This is a genomic window from Pantoea sp. S-LA4 (assembly GCF_054482835.1).
Genome location: NZ_JBTLRC010000004.1, coordinates 228,793 through 248,631, shown reverse-complemented (window position 1 = coordinate 248,631; position 19,839 = coordinate 228,793). Strand labels below are relative to the sequence as shown.

General features: G+C 55.3%; 17 protein-coding genes. 5 read left to right on the top strand and 12 right to left on the bottom strand.

Annotation, left to right across the window (positions count from 1 at the left end; genetic code table 11):
• Positions 1 to 128: 128 nt before the first annotated feature.
• The gene (locus ACX3P5_RS21715) at positions 129 to 809 is read right to left on the bottom strand and encodes a type 1 glutamine amidotransferase domain-containing protein (RefSeq protein WP_233988293.1); all 681 of its coding nucleotides are present in this window, start codon (positions 807 to 809) and stop codon (positions 129 to 131) included.
• A 160-nt stretch (positions 810 to 969) separates the two neighbouring features.
• On the opposite strand from ACX3P5_RS21715, the gene ACX3P5_RS21710 reads away from it, so the two are divergent.
• Together ACX3P5_RS21710 and ACX3P5_RS21705 are read left to right on the top strand one after the other, a co-directional pair.
• Entirely contained in the window at positions 970 to 1,887 is a 918-nt protein-coding gene (locus ACX3P5_RS21710) for a LysR family transcriptional regulator (RefSeq protein ID WP_458969371.1), read from the top strand.
• A 108-nt stretch (positions 1,888 to 1,995) separates the two neighbouring features.
• A complete protein-coding gene (locus tag ACX3P5_RS21705; protein WP_031375549.1) occupies positions 1,996 to 2,211 on the top strand; it encodes a YdgH/BhsA/McbA-like domain containing protein in 216 nt (71 codons plus the stop codon).
• A gap of 63 nt (positions 2,212 to 2,274) precedes the next feature.
• Here the strand turns inward: ACX3P5_RS21705 and ACX3P5_RS21700 are convergent, their stop codons facing one another.
• From ACX3P5_RS21700 to ACX3P5_RS21675, 6 genes are all read right to left on the bottom strand, one after another.
• On the bottom strand, positions 2,275 to 3,477 hold the full coding sequence (locus tag ACX3P5_RS21700; protein ID WP_458969370.1) for an MFS transporter: 1,203 nt from the start codon (positions 3,475 to 3,477) through the stop codon (positions 2,275 to 2,277).
• Positions 3,478 to 3,660: 183 nt separating this feature from the next.
• Positions 3,661 to 4,401: a nitroreductase family protein gene (locus ACX3P5_RS21695; protein ID WP_233988296.1), complete on the bottom strand. Its 741-nt coding sequence runs from the start codon at positions 4,399 to 4,401 to the stop codon at positions 3,661 to 3,663.
• An 82-nt stretch (positions 4,402 to 4,483) separates the two neighbouring features.
• Positions 4,484 to 5,860, bottom strand: coding sequence for a glycoside hydrolase family 10 protein (locus tag ACX3P5_RS21690; protein ID WP_336756090.1), 1,377 nt, complete (start codon positions 5,858 to 5,860; stop codon positions 4,484 to 4,486).
• Between the two features lie 120 nt (positions 5,861 to 5,980).
• The gene (locus ACX3P5_RS21685; RefSeq protein WP_458969369.1) at positions 5,981 to 8,116 is read right to left on the bottom strand and encodes a glycoside hydrolase family 3 C-terminal domain-containing protein; all 2,136 of its coding nucleotides are present in this window, start codon (positions 8,114 to 8,116) and stop codon (positions 5,981 to 5,983) included.
• Positions 8,117 to 8,181: 65 nt separating this feature from the next.
• A complete protein-coding gene (locus ACX3P5_RS21680) occupies positions 8,182 to 9,267 on the bottom strand; it encodes an aldo/keto reductase (protein WP_458969368.1) in 1,086 nt (361 codons plus the stop codon).
• Between the two features lie 800 nt (positions 9,268 to 10,067).
• Positions 10,068 to 10,379, bottom strand: coding sequence for a type 1 fimbrial protein (locus ACX3P5_RS21675; protein WP_233988300.1), 312 nt, complete (start codon positions 10,377 to 10,379; stop codon positions 10,068 to 10,070).
• A gap of 865 nt (positions 10,380 to 11,244) precedes the next feature.
• Between ACX3P5_RS21675 and ACX3P5_RS21670 the strand changes: the two genes are divergently transcribed.
• Entirely contained in the window at positions 11,245 to 11,523 is a 279-nt protein-coding gene (locus tag ACX3P5_RS21670; protein ID WP_233988301.1) for a hypothetical protein, read from the top strand.
• A gap of 159 nt (positions 11,524 to 11,682) precedes the next feature.
• On the opposite strand, the gene ACX3P5_RS21665 is transcribed toward ACX3P5_RS21670, so the two are convergent.
• Both ACX3P5_RS21665 and ACX3P5_RS21660 read right to left on the bottom strand, forming a co-directional pair.
• Positions 11,683 to 12,102 (bottom strand): bleomycin resistance protein, encoded by a 420-nt coding sequence (locus ACX3P5_RS21665; RefSeq protein ID WP_458969367.1) that lies wholly within the window; start codon positions 12,100 to 12,102, stop codon positions 11,683 to 11,685.
• Between the two features lie 43 nt (positions 12,103 to 12,145).
• Entirely contained in the window at positions 12,146 to 13,033 is an 888-nt protein-coding gene (locus ACX3P5_RS21660) for a LysR family transcriptional regulator (protein WP_458969366.1), read from the bottom strand.
• A gap of 198 nt (positions 13,034 to 13,231) precedes the next feature.
• Here ACX3P5_RS21660 and ACX3P5_RS21655 point away from each other — a divergent pair, with 198 nt between their 5' ends.
• Positions 13,232 to 14,083 carry a Vmh family MBL fold metallo-hydrolase gene (locus tag ACX3P5_RS21655; RefSeq protein ID WP_233988305.1) on the top strand — a complete coding sequence of 284 codons (852 nt, stop codon included), beginning with the start codon at positions 13,232 to 13,234 and terminating at the stop codon, positions 14,081 to 14,083.
• Positions 14,084 to 14,289: 206 nt separating this feature from the next.
• Here ACX3P5_RS21655 and ACX3P5_RS21650 read toward each other — a convergent pair whose 3' ends face one another.
• Complete coding sequence (locus tag ACX3P5_RS21650; RefSeq protein WP_458969365.1) at positions 14,290 to 15,705, bottom strand: amidase; 1,416 nt, start codon at positions 15,703 to 15,705, stop codon at positions 14,290 to 14,292.
• 110 nt (positions 15,706 to 15,815) lie between these two features.
• Between ACX3P5_RS21650 and ACX3P5_RS21645 the strand changes: the two genes are divergently transcribed.
• On the top strand, positions 15,816 to 16,379 hold the full coding sequence (locus ACX3P5_RS21645) for a TetR/AcrR family transcriptional regulator (protein ID WP_458969364.1): 564 nt from the start codon (positions 15,816 to 15,818) through the stop codon (positions 16,377 to 16,379).
• Between the two features lie 76 nt (positions 16,380 to 16,455).
• On the opposite strand, the gene ACX3P5_RS21640 is transcribed toward ACX3P5_RS21645, so the two are convergent.
• Together ACX3P5_RS21640 and ACX3P5_RS21635 are read right to left on the bottom strand one after the other, a co-directional pair.
• Entirely contained in the window at positions 16,456 to 17,646 is a 1,191-nt protein-coding gene (locus ACX3P5_RS21640; protein WP_458969363.1) for an HlyD family efflux transporter periplasmic adaptor subunit, read from the bottom strand.
• Positions 17,643 to 19,766, bottom strand: coding sequence for a type I secretion system permease/ATPase (locus ACX3P5_RS21635; protein WP_458969362.1), 2,124 nt, complete (start codon positions 19,764 to 19,766; stop codon positions 17,643 to 17,645). The genes ACX3P5_RS21640 and ACX3P5_RS21635 overlap by 4 nt, the downstream gene beginning before the upstream one ends.
• Between the last annotated feature and the right edge of the window lie 73 nt (positions 19,767 to 19,839).

The following is a 19,839-nucleotide window of genomic DNA, read 5'->3' as shown; positions in this document are numbered from 1 at the left end:
CTGAGCAGAGCATGGAGATGACAGCAGGATGGCCTCACCAGAACACGCTGGCTACTGATATCGCAGGCAAAAAAAGGCACCTTGACGGTGCCTGACAGGATTGATGCTGCGCACTACACGCCGTGACGTTAGCCAGCCAGATTTTTCAGCAGCAGCTGTGCGGTTTCAACCGAAGAACCTGGGTTCTGACCGGTGATCAGCAATCCATCCTGTACAGTATAAGATGACCAGTCATCTCCGCGGGAGTAGATACCGCCATGCTGTTTCAGCACGTCTTCTACCAGGAATGGCACCACATTGGTCAGACCGACACCCTCTTCTTCAGAGTTGGTAAAGCCGGTCACTTTTTTTCCTTTCACCAGCGGTTCGCCATCAGCCGTTTTGACATCACGCAGTACGCCAGGTGCATGACAGACCAGCGCAACCGGTTTACCCGCCTGCAGCGTCTGCTCAATCAAAGCGATAGAGTTTTTGTCATTGGCCAGATCCCACAGCGGACCGTGACCACCCGGATAGAAGACGGCGTCAAACGCGTCCTGAGAAACAGAGTCCAGACGGACAGTAGAGGCCAGTACCGCCTGAGTCTCTTTATCACCATGAAAACGACGAGTCTCTTCGGTCTGGAAATCCGGCTCATCACTTTTAGGATCGAGTGGCGGCTGACCGCCTTTGGGTGAGGCCAGCGTGACATCCACGCCTGCATCGGTAAAGGCATAATATGGGGCAGCGAACTCTTCCAGCCAGAAACCGGTTTTCTTGCCGGTGTTGCCGAGTTCATCATGTGAGGTCAGTACCATTAAAATTTTCATATTTGCTCCGTCTATGTGCATCGGGTCAGGCTAAGGTTAGGGTTCGGAACCGGCGACAAAACCACCGTGTTCTCTGTTGACCGGACCATCATCACCTGGCTGAACATATTTCTGAAATTTATTTCTTCAATTTCAGCTATTCACGTAGCATTATAGCTCAATGAAATACGATCTGAATTTACTGCCTGTCCTGCTGGTGATGATGGAAGAGCGCAACGTCACCCGCGCTGCGGAGCGGCTCGGTATTACCCAGCCGGCGCTCTCCAATGCGCTAAACCGCCTGCGGGAAACGCTTAACGATCCGCTGTTCATTCGCGAGCGCTACGGTATGCGCCCTACCCCCAAGGCTGAGCAGCTGGCACAGGTGGTTGCGGCTTCGCTGGGCGCTATCGATCAGGTTATCCTCGATCAGCAGGATTTTGATCCGCACTCTGCGACCCGGCTTTTTACCCTGGCTCCGAATAGCTACGTTGAATTTGTCATGATGCCGACCATCGTATCGCGGCTGCGGACTATCGCGCCGGGTATTCGCCTGCGGCTGACGCCGTTTGGCAACGACGTGACCGAAACCGGCGTGATATCAGGTAACACCGATATGGTGCTGGGACGCATCATTGATCCGCCTGATAATCTGGTGGTGCAGCACCTGATGAGTGAGGGGCTGGCGTGCGTGGTGCGTGCCGATCATCCCGACGTCACTGACCGGCTGACTGCGGAACAGTATGAAGAGCTCAGGCACGTTAACGTGCTGCCACCTGGCCGGATGCGGGCCGGCTTATACCAGGCGCTTGAACAGCGCGGTCTGCGCCGTCAGGTTGCCGTTTCAGTCACCCATTTTCTGGCGGTGCCGGAAATGATTGCGGTAACTGATTATTGTGCAACGCTGCCGCGCCTTATCTGCCAGCATCTGGCAAAAGATACGCGGCTTAAAGTTCTGCCTGCGCCGGTCGATCTCGGCACATTTCCGGTCGAGATGGGCTGGCACGCGCGTTACCGCGACGATCCGGCGCACCGCTGGCTGCGTCATTTAATGACGGAAGTCGCGCAGAGCCTGGCCGAAGGCTCTGCAAGTAGTTAGCGCGATCATCATTACCGCACTAATTGTCACTATTGATATGGTAACCTGGGTTATTATTTTTCCCATCGGAGGCCAACAACCTCCTCACTAACCCAAAGGAAGATGACCATGAAAACCATTAAAGCTACTTCGATTGCCGCCCTTGCCGCTCTTTCACTGATCTCCTTCGGCAGCTTCGCTCAGAGCGTGTCTGTCACCTCATCAACCCTGGATGGCGCGGAAGCTAAAATCGCTGCCCAGGCTCAGGAACAGGGCGCGCAGTATAAAATTACGGAAGCGAACACCAACAACCGTGTTCACATGACCGCAGAACTGTATAAATAACGGATGGTCGCAAACGGATTTGCCAGAAACGGCTGCCCAATGGGCAGCCTTTTTTGTTTCTGCTCAGGCGAGACGGATGGCGCGTGCAGGCCCGCTGAGCCACCACAGGATAACCGCGGCGAGTGCGATGGCACCCAGTACGTAGAAAGCGATGCTGTAAGAATAACGTGCGGCAATGACACCGGTCATCGCCGGACTGAGTGCAGCGCCCGCGCCCTGCATCAGCATAATCACGCTCTGACCGGCATTCACATGGCCGGTACCGCGCAATAACGAAACGATATAACCGGGCACCGCTACTCCCAGTATGCCGGCCGCCATGCCGTCCAGCATCTGCACCGGAATCACAAATATCGGTTCGGCAAAGCCGGCGGCTATCAGTGCCCGCAACGGTAAAATCAACAGCGCCACCATAATCAGCCGGCGATAGCCCTGCTGACCAATCCGTTTTGACACCCAAAGCGCCACCGGTATCATCACCGCTTGCGATATCACCACCGTTGCTGCCGCGTACAGGCCAGGGCTGACCGCCGATTGCGCGCCCGCTGCAGCCACACGCATACTCAGCATCGGCAGTAATGCGGCATTGGCAAGATGAAACAGCAGCAGCGTAATGCCGGCTATCAATAGCGCTGGCTGGCGCATCAGCGTTGTTATTCCCGTGGTCGGGTCAGACTGTTGATCCTTTTCATATCCCCGCGCTACCTGATGATCAATTTCATCGCCGCGAATGGCCAGCGTCGCTACCGCAGCAAAAATCGCCATCAGCGTCATCAGAATAAATACCGCACCCATTCCCCAGTACCAGGCGGAGAAACCTGCCAGCAGTGCAGCGACGGTATTGCCGCCATGGTTGAAAGCTTCATTGCGGCCCATCTGCTGATTAAATCCCTGCTGACCGGTTAATCCGAGTGTGATACCCGAGACCGTAGGGCCGATAAAAGCCGCTGCAACGCCCGCCACAACCTGCGACACCATGGCGGTCCAGCTCTGATTGCTGTACCACAGCAGCAGTGTCGCAATGGTAATCACCAGGCAACCCAGCAGAACGATCAGCTTCTTCTGCCGGGTGGCGTCCGCTGCGATCCCAGCAGACAAGGTGGCAAGCAGCCCGGCGATACCGCCACAGGTCATCACCAGGCCGATTTCATCGGCCCGCCAATGCCGTTCGGTCAGAAAAATGCCTAAAAACGGGCCCAGACCATCCCGGACATCGGCCAGAAAAAAACTCATCAGGCAAAGTGCTGAGAGAGAACGCTGTGACATTGGATTTCCCTGCAGAGCGCGGCGCAAAGCCTTAGCGCTTCGGTTAAAAGGGAAATTATGGGTGACACCGCGTAAAGTCACGGAGCGTTATAGTAACAAAATGAAAAAAGGCCATCCGTAATCGCTGTTACGGATGGCCCTGAGTGCGGCAGATATCAGACTGTCAGCGTTATAGCCCGGCCATTACTTATCGTTGCCAAAACCCTGTTTAAGCAATGCAGGCAACACGTTCGGAAAATAGATGTTTTTATAGTAACCGCTGACGCTTTCGCTCCAGCTTTCACCGTCACTGCGACCGATGTTTTTCCAGTGCTGTACCATTTCGTCGTTATAGGCGGCAATGTGCTGCGACATGTGCTCCGTGCGATAGGTCTCTTCATGGCGGAAGGTCGCCATAGGAAGACGCGGTTTCTGATGCGCAGGCTGATCAACGTGACCGATGACCACACCGGCAATCGGGAAGGTCAGAGGTGGCAGTTCCAGCAGCGAAATCATCGCCTGTGGATCGCGACGGATACCGCCAATCGGGACAATCCCCAGACCTTCCGCTCGCGCGGCGGCCATCACCGAGCCGAGCGCAATGCCGATATCAGTCGAGCCGGAAACGATGCTTTCAATGCTCTGATGAGCAATCTGCTGCTGATCGATGGCCGATATCGCCAGATCCGATTTATGCATATCGAGCACAAAGGTAATGAACACCGGTGCTTTAGCAATCCACGGCTGACCGCCGGCTATTTCGGCGATCTGCGCGCGCCGGCTGGCGTCACGGGTGACCACCACGGAGACCTGCTGCGAGTTAACCGATGTCGGTGCGCGATACGCGGTACTGATAATACGATCCAGTACGGCATCATCGACAGGTTGTTCTGTAAAACTGCGTTCACTTTTGTGGCTGGTAAAAATATCGATCAGGTCGCTCATAGTTCCCCCATATAAAACATGAGAATAGCAGTATTCACAGTAAGAAAACTTAACCGCACTGGTCATCCGGTTGCGCCCGATGTTAGCGACCCCAGCGGCTTCTGAGATATCCGACCGCCTGCTGGGTTTGCGGCTGGTTGAGGTAATTTTCCCGGAACAAAATGGTGCCATCGATATTCGGGTTGGATTCATTCAGATCAAGCTGCTTTTTCAGCTCAGGCACGCCGCCCTGCCGCGTCCAGTCAGGCTCAATTTTCGACGGCTCGCCCACTTTATATAGCGCCAGACCAATATAGAGTCGGGTTTTAGTCGGCTTCACCACCTCAGCCCACCAGTTAGCTAATACGTCGTAACGGGCCGCCTGGCGTGAAAACGGCCAGTAGAGCTGGGGAGCAATGTAATCCAGCAGCCCCTGCTGAACCCAGCGACGGGTATCCGCATAGGCTTCGTCGTACGCCGCCGCCCCGCGCGTATCCGAACCGGCAGGATCGTGGGACAGGTTGCGCCAGACACCAGCCGGGCTGACGCCAAATTCGACATCCGGCTTCAGTTGCTTAATGGTGCGGGAAACCTGCTCGATCAGCTGCTGCGTATTGTGGCGGCGCCAGTCGGCTTTAGAGGCAAAACCCTGGCCCCAGCTGCGGAATGTCTGGCTGTCATTGAGCATCGAACCGGGCGATTCGGCATAAAAGTAATCATCAAACTGCACGCCATCTACCGGATAATGAGCGACTACTTCCGCCACAATGCTGGTGATCCAGTCACGTACAGCCGGAATGCCGGGATCAAGCACGTAACGATCCCCGGCGGTGCGAATCCAGTCAGGATGCAGCACGAATACGCTGGCCGGATGCAGCGACAGAGTACGATTCAGCGCGCTGACGGTTGAAGGTTTGGTATTCACTGACACGCGGTAGGGATTGAACCAGGCGTGTACCTTAATGCCGCGTTTATGCGCCTCATCCAGCATAAACTGCAGCGGATCGTAGCCGGGATCTTCACCGATTTTGCCGGTCAGCAAATCTGACCACGGCAGAATTTTTGATGGCCAGAGCGCGGTTGCATCGGGTTTTACCTGAAAGAACACCGTATTGATGCCGAGACTTTTCAGGTTATCCAGCTTAGCGATTAGCGCCCGCTGCTGCTGACTGATGCGCTGGGCGGCGGGAATGCCGTTGACCGATTCCACCGGCGGCCAGTCGAGACGCGAAACGGTGGCTAACCAGACGCCGCGCACCGGTTGTTTTATCTGCGGCTGAGGAGGCTGAGGCGTAACTGGCTGCGGTGACTTTGTCACTGGCGGAAAAGGCGTAACCAGCGAACGTGGTGGTTGAGAGGCGCAGCTGACCAGCAGCAGTGCAGCAGCCAGCGCTGCGCCTCGCCTGATCAAGGTCCCGGTCAGGCCGGGACGGGAATAAACGGCAATGATGAACTCCAGTAAAATCTGGTCAGGTCGCAAAAGGGACATTCTCGGCGAGCGGGATTAAAAGTCAATGCGTTAGCACAAAACCACCGGTGAAACAGCCACTGCCACCGTCCCGCTCTGCCTTTCAGCGCCCTGCCGCCTCATTTGGCGCTGTCACGCCGTCACCGTCAGGGTGAGGCTGATGCCTTCATCAAGCGCATTGTCAGCCAGCCTGAACTGATATTCACCTGTCATCTGCTGCCAGTCCCGGCTGCTGACGTCGAACGCAGCGAGACAACGGGGTTCAATTCCAATCGGTATCGTCCGCTCTTCGCCCGCTTCAAGCATCACTTTCTGAAAGCCTGCCAGTCGCCACGTCTGGCTGGGATCACTGATGCGTCGGCCGTAGAGCTGTGCCACCGTTGCGCCAGCCCGATCGCCCCTGTTTTTGATCACGACGCTGGCGTGCAGTCGCGCATCCTGCTGGGTGATCTGCAGGCTGTGGGCGGTAAAGTGGGTATAGGAAAGACCATAACCAAAGGGAAACAGCGGATTCAGTTTCTCCCGTTCAAACCAGCGGTAGCCCACATCTGCGCCTTCAATGTTGTAATCGACATGAAACACGCCACCGCGCAGCGGCTCGCCGGGATTGGAGGTGGTGGTAGTCGGATCGGTCATCGCCGGGCGCGGCAGTTGATTTTCATCTTGCGGGAAGGTTACCGGCAGCCGTCCGGATGGATTCACCCGCCCAGACAGCACGCCGGCAATCGCCTCGCCGCCACCGGAACCGGGATAAAACGCCGCCAGCACCGCGCCGACTTCATCCAGCCACGGCATTTTAACCGGGCCACCCGACTCTGCCACCACAATGGTGCGGGGATTAGCCCGTGCCGCGGCATAGATTAGTTGATCCTGTTGGTCTGGCAGCGTCAGATCGGCCAGATCCTGCCCTTCAGTATTCCACGACTCAACAAACACTATCACCGCATCAGCGGCGGCGGCCTGGCTGGCAACGGCGTCGTGATCGTGGCCTTCCAGATAATCCACCTGTGCGGCACCCAATTCACAGCGGATGGCGTGTAGCGGAGATGAGGGATGATAAACTTTTGGCACCGCCACGCCCATGATAGCGGCCCCTTGTTCGGCATAATGTCCAACCGGCGTAACCGAAGAGGAACCACCGCCGGATAACACCCCTTTGTCCGCATGGCCGCCCACCACCAGCAGACGCGGCAGATTCAGCGCCAGCGGCAGGCAGCGATCACTGTTTTTCAGCAGTACGATGCCGTTTTCCGCCGACCGCTGGGCGATCAGCCGATGGGCACTGTAATCAATCGGCACGCCCGGCGTGGCGGGAAAGTCTATCGCCCCGACGGCAAACAGGCTTCTTAACTGCCGTCTGACCATCTCATCCAGTCGCTCAGCCGGAATCCGTCCCTGTTCCACCGCCTGCCTGAGTGGATCGCCAAAGAAGGGCTCCGGGTCCATGTTGCTGCCGGACTGTACATCCAGCCCGGCCAGCGCGGCCTTGTCGGTGGAATGGGTTGCGCCCCAGTCCGACATCACCCAGCCTTTAAAGCCCCACTCCGTTTTCAATACCTGCTGCAACAGGTGACGGTTTTCACTGGCCCATTCGCCGTTGACCAGGTTATAACCCGGCATCACGGCACCCGGCTCGCCCAGTTCAATGGCGATCCGGAACGCCAGCAGATCCGACTGTTGCATCGCCTGTTCATCAATATCGGAACTGGCCAGCACGCGCCCGGTTTCCTGCGCATTCAGCGCAAAATGTTTCACGGTGGAAACTACGTGCTGTGACTGAATGCCTTTCACCGAATGGCCAGCTATGATCCCGGTCAGCAGCGGATCTTCTGAGATATATTCAAAGTTGCGGCCACCTCGCGGTTCGCGGATCAGATTGGCACCGCCTGCCAGCTGCACATTAAAACCTTTGGCATGGGCTTCTCGCCCCAGCATGTTGCCGGTGGTTTCGGCCATCGCCGGGTCAAACCCCGCGCCCAGCAGTAGCGATGAGGGCAGCGCCGTGGCATTGTCACCAGGCCGCACGTTCGCCAGGTTCCCGACGCCCAGGCTGGCGTCCGATTGTTGCATTGCCGGAATACCCAGCCGCTCAATCGCCGGATAGCAGGCCGCTGACCCTAAAGCTCCCGGAACCGGGGCTTCACCCGGCGCCGGGATCGCCATCGGTCCGCTGAGCCAGCGCATTTTTTCGTCTAGGGTCATCTGTTCCAGAACGCTTTCGGCGCGTTCATCTGCGCTCAGCGACCGGTCCTGCCAGCGGAAAGTCATGGTTTTGCTCCCTGAAGTGGGTGGTGGACAGTAAAAAGGCCACCTGACGAGGTGGCCTGTGGACATTATTTGCGGGCCTGATCCTGACGTTCATCCAGCGTCTGACGGTACTCATCCAGGAAAACCTGCTCCGCGGGATCAAGACGATCCATACCGCTGGTAAACCGATGCCAGTAAGGATACTGCGGTGCCGGGCGCGTCACCTTTTCAATGCGCTGCCGCTGCGCCTCGCTGAGCTGAAGGTCAAAAGCGGCCAGGTTCTCGCGCAGGTGCGCTTCTGTCCGGTTACCGACAATCAGCGAGGTAATCGCCGGTCGGGTCGCCAGCCACGCGAGGCAAACCTGCGATATCGAAGCGTTAAGCTCTGCGCCCACCCCGGCGAGCACGTCGATAATGTCATATGCCCGATCCATGTCATGCACATAGGGTTCAGGCCAGCCGCTTCCCTGCCGCGTTGTTGCAGGTGCTTTGCTGTGGCGGTTCACGGCACCGGTTAACAGTCCTTCTCCCAGCGGTCCCCACACCAGCGTGCCAATATCCTGATCCAGCGCCATCGGCAGCAGTTCGTACTCCGCTTCGCGCGACTCCGGCGTGTAGTAAATTTGCTGGCTGATGGGCTTCATCAGCTGGTTAACTTCGGCGCTGCCCAGCGTTTTCATCATCTGCCATGCCGTGTAGTTCGAAGTGCCGAAGTAACGAATCTTGCCGCTTTTCACCAAATCTTCCAGTGCGCGTAACGTCTCTTCAACCGGCGTAATGCCATCCCAGTTGTGAATCTGGTAGAGATCGATGTGATCGGTTCTCAGACGTCGCAGGCTGGCTTCGCAGGCTCTGATCAGATGATAGCGGCTGGCACCGCTCTGGTTCGGCCCGTCGCCCAGCGGGCTACGAGCTTTGCTGGCGATAATCAGCCGATCGCGCTTGTCGCCCAGCGCTTCACCGACCACTTCTTCGGCCCCACCCATCGAATAGAGATCGGCGGTATCAATCATATTGACGCCGTGATCCAGGGCGATATCGATGAAGCGTCGTGCTTCAGCGGCATTCACATTGCCGGCTTTTTCAAAGCCCGCTTTTCCGCCGAAAGGCACCGTACCCAGTACAAAGCGCGAAACCTGTAATCCGGAATGACCCAGTTTTCTATAGTGCATTTACCTTCCTCCTTTACCGCTTACAAAGGCGAACGTATTCGCAATATTGAGCTTCTGCCCGCACTGGCGCAGGCAGAATTTATTCTGCTGTCAGCGCGATCGAACCGTGTCTGACCGTTTTCGCTCTGCCACACAGAATAGCACTTTTGAAGTTTATTAATTTAATCAAGGGCTTAAAGGAAGTATTCCTGACGTGGCCTGCTGCCAGCCCGCGCTTCCGTCAGCAACAGGAGGCGGCAGTTATTCAGAAGGCGCAGTGCAGCGGATTGAATACCATCCCGGCGGCGGCCAGACAGGCCTTCAGCGGACCGAACGCGTCCTGACACTGCCAATCGTTGACGCAGGCATAGCCGGGTAGCCGTCCGCGTTGCTGCTGTGGATGCATATCATATTGCGATAAGGGCTGGAGTTTGACGCCCCGCGCCAGCGAACCATTCAGCCAATCCGTAATACCGGATAAAGCGTTGTGTTAAAGGTGCCCAGGGGTTGAGGGATAACAGACTGCCTTCTTCCTGCAACGACCGGTTAGTCGGGCAGGTCAACGCAGCGTGAGCCAGTTATTAATCCTGGATTTGAAATCCATTCGATATTAACCCTGACTTCAGCATGGCTTTATTGGGTGCGGTGTTAAAAAGCAGAATGGCGGCGGTAATCTCCTCGCGATAAATTAATTAGCAGGCAATCAATCACGCTTCTTTTTTGTTAATTCATTCTATCTGGCTTGCGTCTATCAGCGGCAAATAAGCCGCTGATATCGTTGCCGGGCCGCATTTTACTCTTTCAGGAGGAAATAAAGGGGATCAGAGGTAGGTAACTGTAACCATGCCCTGCCGTTTAGCGGCATCAAGCCATTTCGTTTCGACTGTGAATGGCAATTGACCCATCTTTTGCGATTTCGTCATATCCAGGGTGCTGACTACCATTTTACCGGTCATCGGATCGGTACACTGAAGTGCCGCCGGATTCTGCATCACATTCATATCACAGGAGCCATTAACAATCGCTCCGCTGAAGCTAATAGTGCCGGAGGAAGACAAACTTTCTGCGCTGGCACTTTGTCCGAACAATGTAAAAAGCAGTGTGGCTAAGCAGGCGTTTAACGATAATTTCATTGCGCATTCTCCTGAGTGTGTCAGACCGTTATCGGCATTCACCGCGGTATATTGAGGCCAGCGATAAGAAAAAGAGGTAAGGAAACCCTCAGCGTGATGACTACCCTGCTGAATGCGTCATTACAGGGCGTTAAATAGCCGAATGTGACTTGACTGAATAAATTAAGACGTAGATGAGTATAGCTCAGCCGCTGGGCTTTGAGATTTTTCTTAGCATTTTTATTTAACGTCTCTGCTGGTCGTGATCAGCGTTCAAAACTCAGGCTGGTGATTATCATTAAAGCGCTAACCATTTTTTTTCGTCAGCCTCATCATTTCGCTGCTGGACATCAAATGAATATATCGCGGTGCAACGCCGTTCCCTTTCAGCCAGGCACAGACCGGGTTACCAACGGCTGTGCTGAGCCTGCCGCACAGCGGCAGGTTTGCTGGTTATGTTGTTGACGGACGAAACGGGTTGAGTCGCGGCCAGAATCTGCCGTTTACACTTTTAGAGCGAGCCGATTGAGGATCGTGCGTAACGCACTTTACATTTAAAAAAACATTGCGTAACGCCGCACTCCTGCTCATTGCTCCATGCCCTACGTTTTATTTTTTAATGGTTAATTTTTTAGCGCTGGAAATTAACAACATATTTTCAAAGATCTATTTTCCGAAACAGATTCAGCACTGAATAATTGCGCTTCCATAGAGCCCCTATCGAGTCAATCGAATAAAATCCATACTTCAAATGCCGACCTGAATTTTAAATTAGCTTATGGCAATACTCGCCTTCGATTGATGACTCGCTGGCCTCAATACTTTGCTGATAGAATTAGCACGCTGTTAATTTTAGCCGCACAACCTAAGTAATAAGGACGTTAAAATGCGTAAGTTAAATGTTGCAGAGATGAATGCCGTCAGCGGTGCAGATATTGGCTATGCCAGCCTGATGGGCATGTGGAATGATGCTGGCCTGAACTCAGGCATTTTTAATTACAATCGCGCCGCCAAAAGCATTAATGAAATTGGCCTGGCCAGCGCGACAGAGAATAAAAGCTGGGAAAACTCCGCCATCGGAGAAGCTGGCTGGACCCTCAACGGTTATGGTGAGAAAGTAACCTGGTTTAACAACGGTATGTTTATGGCCTTTCAAATCGGATAATATCATTCCGGACAGAGAGTAAACCGACCTGCATTAAAGTAAAGGCCTCAGGCAATGCTTAATAACGAGGCCTTTAACCAGAAATATCATTCCGTCATAATATTCGCCACCTGACCAGATCAGTAACCCGCTAGGATTGTTTCTCAGTCACTCTTTGGATCAGGAGATAAACTGACTGAAACGCAGTAGATAACCATCCGGGTCCTGCACCAGACACTCCCGCTGACACGCCGTTGTCTCGCCGATAACATAATAATTATCCTGCAACGGCCGGAATAGCGGAATGCCATTCAGTTTCAGGCTCGATACTATCGGTTTAATATCATCAACCTCGATCTGAAAGTTAACGCCACGTCCAAACGGTCTTTCCAGTGGCCCCGTTTTCCAGCCCTCTGCGTGATATTGCTCAATCATTAACTGTGCGTCGCCGATGCTGAGATAAGCGAAGGGGGGATCTTTGCGCTGGTTCATCAGTTCAAAGCCGAGTATCTCGACATAGAAATGTAATGAAGCCGCGAAATCAGATACGGTCAGCTCAGGCACCATAGGGTTCCAGTAGGTCGGTTGTTCATGACTCATTTTCAGCACCTTTTATGCTGTCAGTTAAGATCAGCGATGGGTCTTATCCGCTTACCTGAGCGATGGTTTTTTTCAGTTCATCCAGAAACAGCCGCAGTGCGGCGGACTGATGTTCGCGCGACAGATAGAGCCCCCAGATGCCGAACGTCTGCGGCTGATAATCCGGCAAGATCTGAACCAGCTTGCCGCTCTCCAGGCTGCTGCGCGCTTCCTGCTCCGGTACCATCGCCACGCCACAATCGGCGATAGCAGCGTCACACAGCAGCGATGAAATACCGGCACTGAAATTCCCGCGCACGGCAACGGCGATCTTTTCACCCTGCGGTGCGGTAAAATGCCAGCTTTGGCCGGCAAAACGACTGTAATAGAGACAATTGTGAACCGCTAGCTCTTCTGGCGTCTGCGGCGTTCCCTGTTTTGCCAGATAAGCCGGTGAAGCACACAGCACCGAACGGCACTCACCCAGACGGCGTGCGATGGCACCCTGCTCCGGTGCATCGGTAATGCGGATGGCCAGATCGATCCGCTCACCAATCAGGCTGACCGGCTGATTGTTAATTTCCAGTTCAATACGCAGCACCGGATAACGGGCCAGAAAGTCAGGAATAGCCGGGCCGACAAGATGCGTCGCAGTAAAATGCGCGCAGGCAATGCGCAATGTACCGGCAGGTGAAGCCTGCGTCGTCTCCTGCTCTATCTCTTCCGAAAGTCGCGCCAGTTGACGGGTTCTCAGCAGGATAGCTTCGCCAGCCGGAGTCAGGGTTAAACGACGCGAAGAGCGGTGCAGCAGACGGGTACCGGCCCACTTTTCCATCTCCTCCAGATAGCGGCTGACCATTGGTCGTGAGATCCCCAGCGCCCGTGACGCCGCACTTAAACTGCCCAGCTCACATATCCGGTTAAACACTGCCGCTGCAGTCACGCGATCCATCTCATCACCTGTACGATTTATGAAACTCAGCATCTCTGATTGCGGGAATTCTACCAGATAACAAAACCGGTAAAATAGCGCGCTCTCTCCCGCAGATAAAAAACACCAGTGGCTGAGCCATCAGCGACGCCTGCGGACTCTCCCGGCGCGGCGCTGAAATTTGTCAGGCAAGCACGCCCGCAACATGAAGGATAAATAATGAAAAAGACGCTGTTACCGTTCACCCTGATTCTGACCGCCACTGCGGCCACTGCGGCCCCGCTTCATTTCGACACCTATAACCCGCAGCACAACGGGGTTTTTGCCGTCTCCTCCACGCTGGTCAGCGGCCCGAAAGAAGCCATTCTGTTCGATGCGCAGTTCAGCACTCTCGACGGTGAAAAATTGGTTGAGATGATTAAACGTAGCGGGAAAACGCTGAAGGAGATTGTGATCACCTCTGGCGATCCTGATTTCTATTTTGGTCTGGAACCGATCGTGAAGGCCTATCCTGACGTGAAGGTGGTTGCGACGCCCGGCGTGGTAAAGCACATTCAGCAGACACATCAGGCCAAGCTGGCCTGGTGGGGACCTCAGATGAAACAAGGAGCGCCGGATAAGCTGACGCTGCCTGTCGTCACCCATCAGACCCGTTTCAGCATCGATGGTGAAGTGCTGGAGCTACGTCATCCTGATGAATATGCCGCTTACGTCTGGGTTCCGTCTGAAAAGACCATCCTGGGTGGGACGGCGATTTCATCCGGCATTCATGTCTGGACCGCCGATACGCAATCGGTGCAAAGCCGCACCGCCTGGCGCAACGTGCTGACTGAAATGCAGGGACTGCAGGCGAAAAACGTCATTCCTGGCCACTACCTCGGCGAACGTCCTGCCGGTAGTCAGGCTATCGATTTTACGCTGAAGTATCTTCAGAGTTTTGACGCGGCGCTGGCGCAATATAAAACCTCACCGCAGGTTATTCACGCGCTGAAAGCCGCCTGGCCGCAACTGGCCGAAGAAGGTTCACTGGCGCTGAGTGCCAAAGTGAATACCGGCGAAATGACCTGGTAAGCTGAAACGGTTTTTTACTGTCGGCTCTTTTCGGAAACGACGGATCATCAGCGCCACAGGCAAACCGATCAACATCTGAACCCGGCCCGGCAACACAACGCGGATACACAGGCTGAGAGGAAATCTGACCGGGTGCGCAGGCGGTAAATAATCAGGAAGAGCCAGCTAGCCACACTTCCGCTCGCTGGCTTGATTAAGATTTAACTTTATCCCGGCAGTCCGGGATGCAGTCCCTTAACCGGACTTAGCATTTCCAGCCGGGTAGCAACATCAAAAATCGTCGCTTCGTCATGCCACCTGCCGGTAATCTGAATGTTGATCGGCAAACCCTCACGACTTCGGCCAAAAGGCAATGCGATGCCGGGTAAGCCGGTGACGTTGAGCGGGACGGTTGCGCCTTGCAGCCAGGTTGCGTCGACGGTCTGACCCTCTATCACCAGTTGCCCGATATCATGTTTGTGGGCCGGAATCGGTAATACCTGGGTAATCAGCGCATCGTAGCGCGAGAAGTAATCTGCATAACCATCACGAATCCGCTCTGCGGCCTGTTCCGCTTCGATGTAGTCATGCAGCGGCGTATCGGGCAGCGACAGCATAGTTCTGGCCATTTTATAGATCTCACTCTGATCCCGACCCGCAACCGCGGCGGCAAAAGCGGGCTTCATCTCCATCACATGCAGGCGATTGAATACCTCCAGCGCAAAATCCCGTTCCAGTGCCGGAATACTCACCGGCTCAACCTGAACGCCGGTCTGCTCAAGGGCGCTGGCAGCAGCTTTTACCACCGCGGCCACGTCGGCATCAACCGGTCCAAAGCCTGGCCCGGTCATCCAGCCAATGCGCAGTGGACGATCATTCTGCCCCGTCCTGCCTGGCCCTTTTTGTCCGGCAAGGCTGGAAAAGGCATCCTGCCCATCCGGACCCGTCAGCAAGGAGAATGCGAGCGCAATATCACGAACTGAACGGGCCATCGGTCCGACATGCCAGAAACGGCGCGGAGCCCGTGGCCAGATGCCGGTCATCGGTATGCTGCCGTGAGTTGCTTTGATCGAGGTGATACCGGTTTGTGACGCCGGACCCCGGACGGAAATGGCCAGATCGGTACCCAGTCCGAGCGGAGACATGCCGGCAGCAATGGCAGCCGATTCACCGCCGCTTGAGCCACCGGGCGTGCGGCTCAGGTCCCAGGGATTATTGGTGCGGCCGCTGAGTAAATTGTCACTCTCAATCCAGTAGGAAAATTCGGGTAAGTTGGTTTTCGCCAGCAGAATAGCTCCGGCCTGTTTAAGCCGCGCCACGCTGGTAGCATCCTGGGCCGGCAGACGATGTTTAAAAATCGGTGAACCACGCTGGGTCATCACGCCAGCCGTATCGATCGAGTCTTTCACGGTAAAGGGCACACCGTGAAGCGGGCCCAGCGGCTGGCCTGCGCGAACCGCCTGCTCAGCCAGTTTGGCCGCTTTCAGCGCATCCCCTGCCAGCGTTACGATCGCGTTTATCTGCGGATTCGTTTGTTCGATTCGATCAAGGTGAGCGTTAACCACCTCAACCGGTGAGACGTCACCGTTGCGAATCAGTTCAGCCAGCGCGGTGGCATCGTTAAAGAAGAGTTCGTTTTGCATTTTCATTTCCCTACCTGTCAGTTGGTAGGGAAACAATAGACCGGCTATTTTCTGCTGTCAACAACTACCTGCCAGATGGTAGGATGAGATTATTGTCGCAGGAGGAACCGATGAGTAAGAATGCAAAAGAAGCGATTTTGTCTGCCGCACGCAAAAGTGCCCAGGCGCACGGCTATGTGGGCCTCAATTTTCGCGAACTGGCGAGTGAAGTGGGAATCAAAGCAGCCAGCATCTATCACCATTTTCCTGGCAAAGCGGAATTAGGGGCTGCCGTCGCCAGACGCTACTGGGAAGACACCGCCGCCGATCTTGAGGCGCTTCGTGAATCGAACCCGGATGCGCTGGCCTGTCTGCGGCACTATCCGCATATTTTCCGTCGTTCCCTGGAAAGCGAAAATCGCCTCTGCATGGGCAGTTTTATGTCAGCCGAATATGACGATCTCCCGGAGGCGGTGAAAACCGAAGTGCAGCATTTTGCGGATATCAATGTGGCGTGGCTCGCCTCGCGGTTGCAGAAAGCGGGCGCGATCCCGGCGGAACAGAGCCTGCCGCGGGCGCGGGCCATCTTCGCCGCGGTGGCCGGAGCCCAGCTGATGGCCCGCAGCCGTTCCGACATTGCGCTGTTTGATCAGCTGATCGCGGATTATCAGGCTGCCGGCCTGTTACCCGCTTAAATCACGGCGCCGCGAACCGCCTTCGCGCGCTTTCCCGGCCAAAAAAAACCACCTCCGGGGAGGTGGTTCGGGGCGATTATCGTTCGCGCAATGCTTCGCGGGCGCGATTAAGCGGTTTGAGCAGATATTCCATGATCGTTTTGCTGCCGGTATGGATTTCACCCATCGCGATCATCCCTGGATAAACCGGAAACTTTTTACCTTTTTTGTTCACCAGATAATCTTTATCGGTGCGGATATAGACACGGTAAAAATATTGATCGCGATGAACCTCATCCTGAATGGTGTCAGGCGATATCGAGGCGACTTTGCCTTCCAGCCCGCCGTAGATGTTGAAGTCATAGGCAGTCAGCTTAACTACAGCGCGCTGTCCGGGCGTGATAAAGGCGACATCGCGGGGCGCAATCTGCGCCTCAATGATCAATTGCTCATCCAGCGGTACGATCTCCATCAGGTTACCGCGTTGCGGAATGACGCCACCCACGGTTGTCACTTCGATATCTTTAACAATGCCTCTTACCGGTGCGACCACCACGGTGCGTTTCAGTGAGTCGGCGCGGCCGATGATAATGGAACGCTGCGAGGCGGCTTCAGCATTCGCTTTTGCCAGTTCCTCACGCGCCCGAACGATATACTGATTCTCGGCATCGCTGAGTTTGTTATTCAGCTCATTCGCCTGCCTTTTCAGCCGCAGCACCTCCACGTTACTGGCGGCCCCTCTTGAAACCAGAGAAGAGGTCAGCTGCAGTTCACGATTCACCAGACTTAACGCTTCGCGAAGCCCGCTTACCGTCTTTTCCAGGTTTTCACGGCGCGATTGATACAGTGCCGTTTCTGCCGCCACCAGCGCCGGATCTTCCAGCACCTCTGGCGGAAATATCAGCGCGGTGCCTGCCGTTTCAGCCTGTAATCGCGCAGAAGTTGCCAGCGCTGCCCGCAGCCGCCCGGTACTCTCCTGCAAACCGGAATCGATCTGGGTCGGGTCCAGCAGCGCCAGCACCTGACCCGCTTCCACCACATCCCCTTCGTGCACCTTGAGTTCTTTCAGTATTCCGCCTTCCAGCGACTGAATAATCTGCTCATGCGAACTGGGGATCACTTTACCCACGCCCACCGTCACTTCATCCAGCTCAAAATTTGATGCCCAGAAGAAGAACAGCAGCAGCATCACCATCACGGACATCACAATCAATCCGCCAGATGAGAAACCCCGCCGTGCAGACTGACGCTTCTTTTTCTTAATAACAGTGTGTAGAGAGTTCATCATTTTGCGGCTCCCTGAGTGCTAAGGTTGACTCTGCCCTGATGTGGCGCAGGCGTCGGTGAACGGGATACCAGCATCTCTTCTTTGGTGCCATCCCGGACGATTTTGCCGCTGTCGATCAGCAGAATACGATCGACCAGTTGCAGCGCAGCCGGGCGATGGGTGGCAATGATCAGCGTACGGTTACCCATCCAGGCTTTGAGTTTTTCAATCAGGTGCTTCTCTACCCCGTCATCCAGCCAGGCTGTCGGCTCATCCAGCAGCAGCACGCTGGGCTGACGCAGAATGGCGCGCGCCAGTAAAAGCTGCTGCCGCTGCCCGCCCGATAACCCTTTTCCTCCCTCCTGTAACGGATAATCCATGCCTTCCGGCAGCTGACGAATAAACTCAATGGCTCCGCTGATCTCCAGCGCCTGTAACATCTCCTCTTCCGTCGCCAGCGGCATCCCTAAACGAAGATTCTCGCGGATCGTGCCGAAGAACAGGGAGGATGTCTGGCTGACCAGCCCCACATCGCGACGCACATCCAGCGGATCAATCGAAGAGAGACGCACGCCGTCGAGCAACAGTGCACCTTCACCAGGCCGCAACAGACCCGCCATCATTTGCAACAGGGTGGATTTACCGGAGCCGTTGCGCCCCAGCAGCGCCACTTTTTCGCCCGCCGAAATCAGCAGCTTATCCACGGTGATCACCGCATTGGGTGATTGGGGATCGTAGCGATAACTGATGTCCGAGAAGCTGAACTCGCCGTAAATACGTGGCCGATGGATCTGAATGCTGCGTTCAGGCTGATCGACCTCGCTTTTCAGCAGGTTTTCAAGCCCCTCGCGGGCGACTTTAGCTTGCTGCCAGCGACTGAAAATCATCGTCAGTTGCCCCAGCGGCGCCATCATGCGTGACGCCAGCATCGAGCAGCCAATCAGCACACCGGTGGAAAGGTCACCGTTCATGGCAAAGAAAGCCCCCACCAGTACCACGCCGATATAGGCTACCGTCTGGACTTCACTGGTCCAGCTCATCAGCAGGCTACTAATAAAGCGCTGTTTTTTAGACGATTTACTGATCGCCTCATTCAGATGATTCCACTGATTCTGAAAATAGGGCTCAGCGCGCAGCAGTTTGATGTCATCCATGCCCTGGACCGCTTCGACCAGCATGGCATTGCGAACCGCGGACTCACGCATGGTGGCTTTTGAAAGTTTCGCCAGCGAAGACTGCGCCAGCAGACCAGGGATAATAATCAACGGCAGCGCCGCCAGCGGCACCAGCACCAGCCATCCGCCCAGCAGCCAGAGAATAAACAGAAAGATGATCAGAAAAGGCAGATCTGCGATAGCGGAAATCGTGGTTGAGGTAATCAGTTCACGGATCTGCTCCAGCTCGCGGATTTGCGCAATAAAAGAGCCGGTCGATTTAGGTCGCAGGTCATTACGGATACGTAACGCATGGCCAAAGACCCGATCGGATATCCGCAAATCGGCGCTTTTCCCTGCCATGTCCGAAATATGGGTCCGGACAATTCGCATGATAAAGACAAAGGTCAGGGCGATCATCACGCCACCGAACAGCACCCACAGTGAAGGGATCGACTGTGACGGAATCACCCTGTCGTAGACCTGCATGGTAAATAACATCGCCGAGAGGCCGAGCACGTTGGATATCAACGAGGCAAACATGACGTTAACGTAAGCCGGCCACTCTTTCAGAATGGTTTGCCACAGCCAGTCAGCACGGTGCGGTTTGATATAGTCATCGACACGCGCATCCGGCACCGAGGTTTCCGGCTTGGCCAGCAGCACCCGCTGCGCATGCTCCGCCAGTTCCTCTACGCTGAGCACCGTCTGAAGCTGGTTTTCACCACTCAGCATCAGGCTGACTTTGCCCTCTTCGCCGAGCGTGGTGATCACGCCGACGCCGCGCGGACCAAAATCCACGATTAACGGCAGCCGCCACGGATCGAGCAGGTCAGGATGAAAATCATCAAAAATGACTAACAGACCGAGCTGACGGGCCATATTTTCGATCAGTTGTTCCTGAGTGACCTGGTGCAACTGCCATTCAGCTTCGCCTTTAACCCGCTCCGGGGAACCGTCCAGACGATAATGTTTTGCCACCAGCAACAGCGCTTCAAGCTAGGGCGTAAAGGATTTCTTAGTTTCCCCGGCGGAGGAAGCTTCATCCTTGCGATCGGTA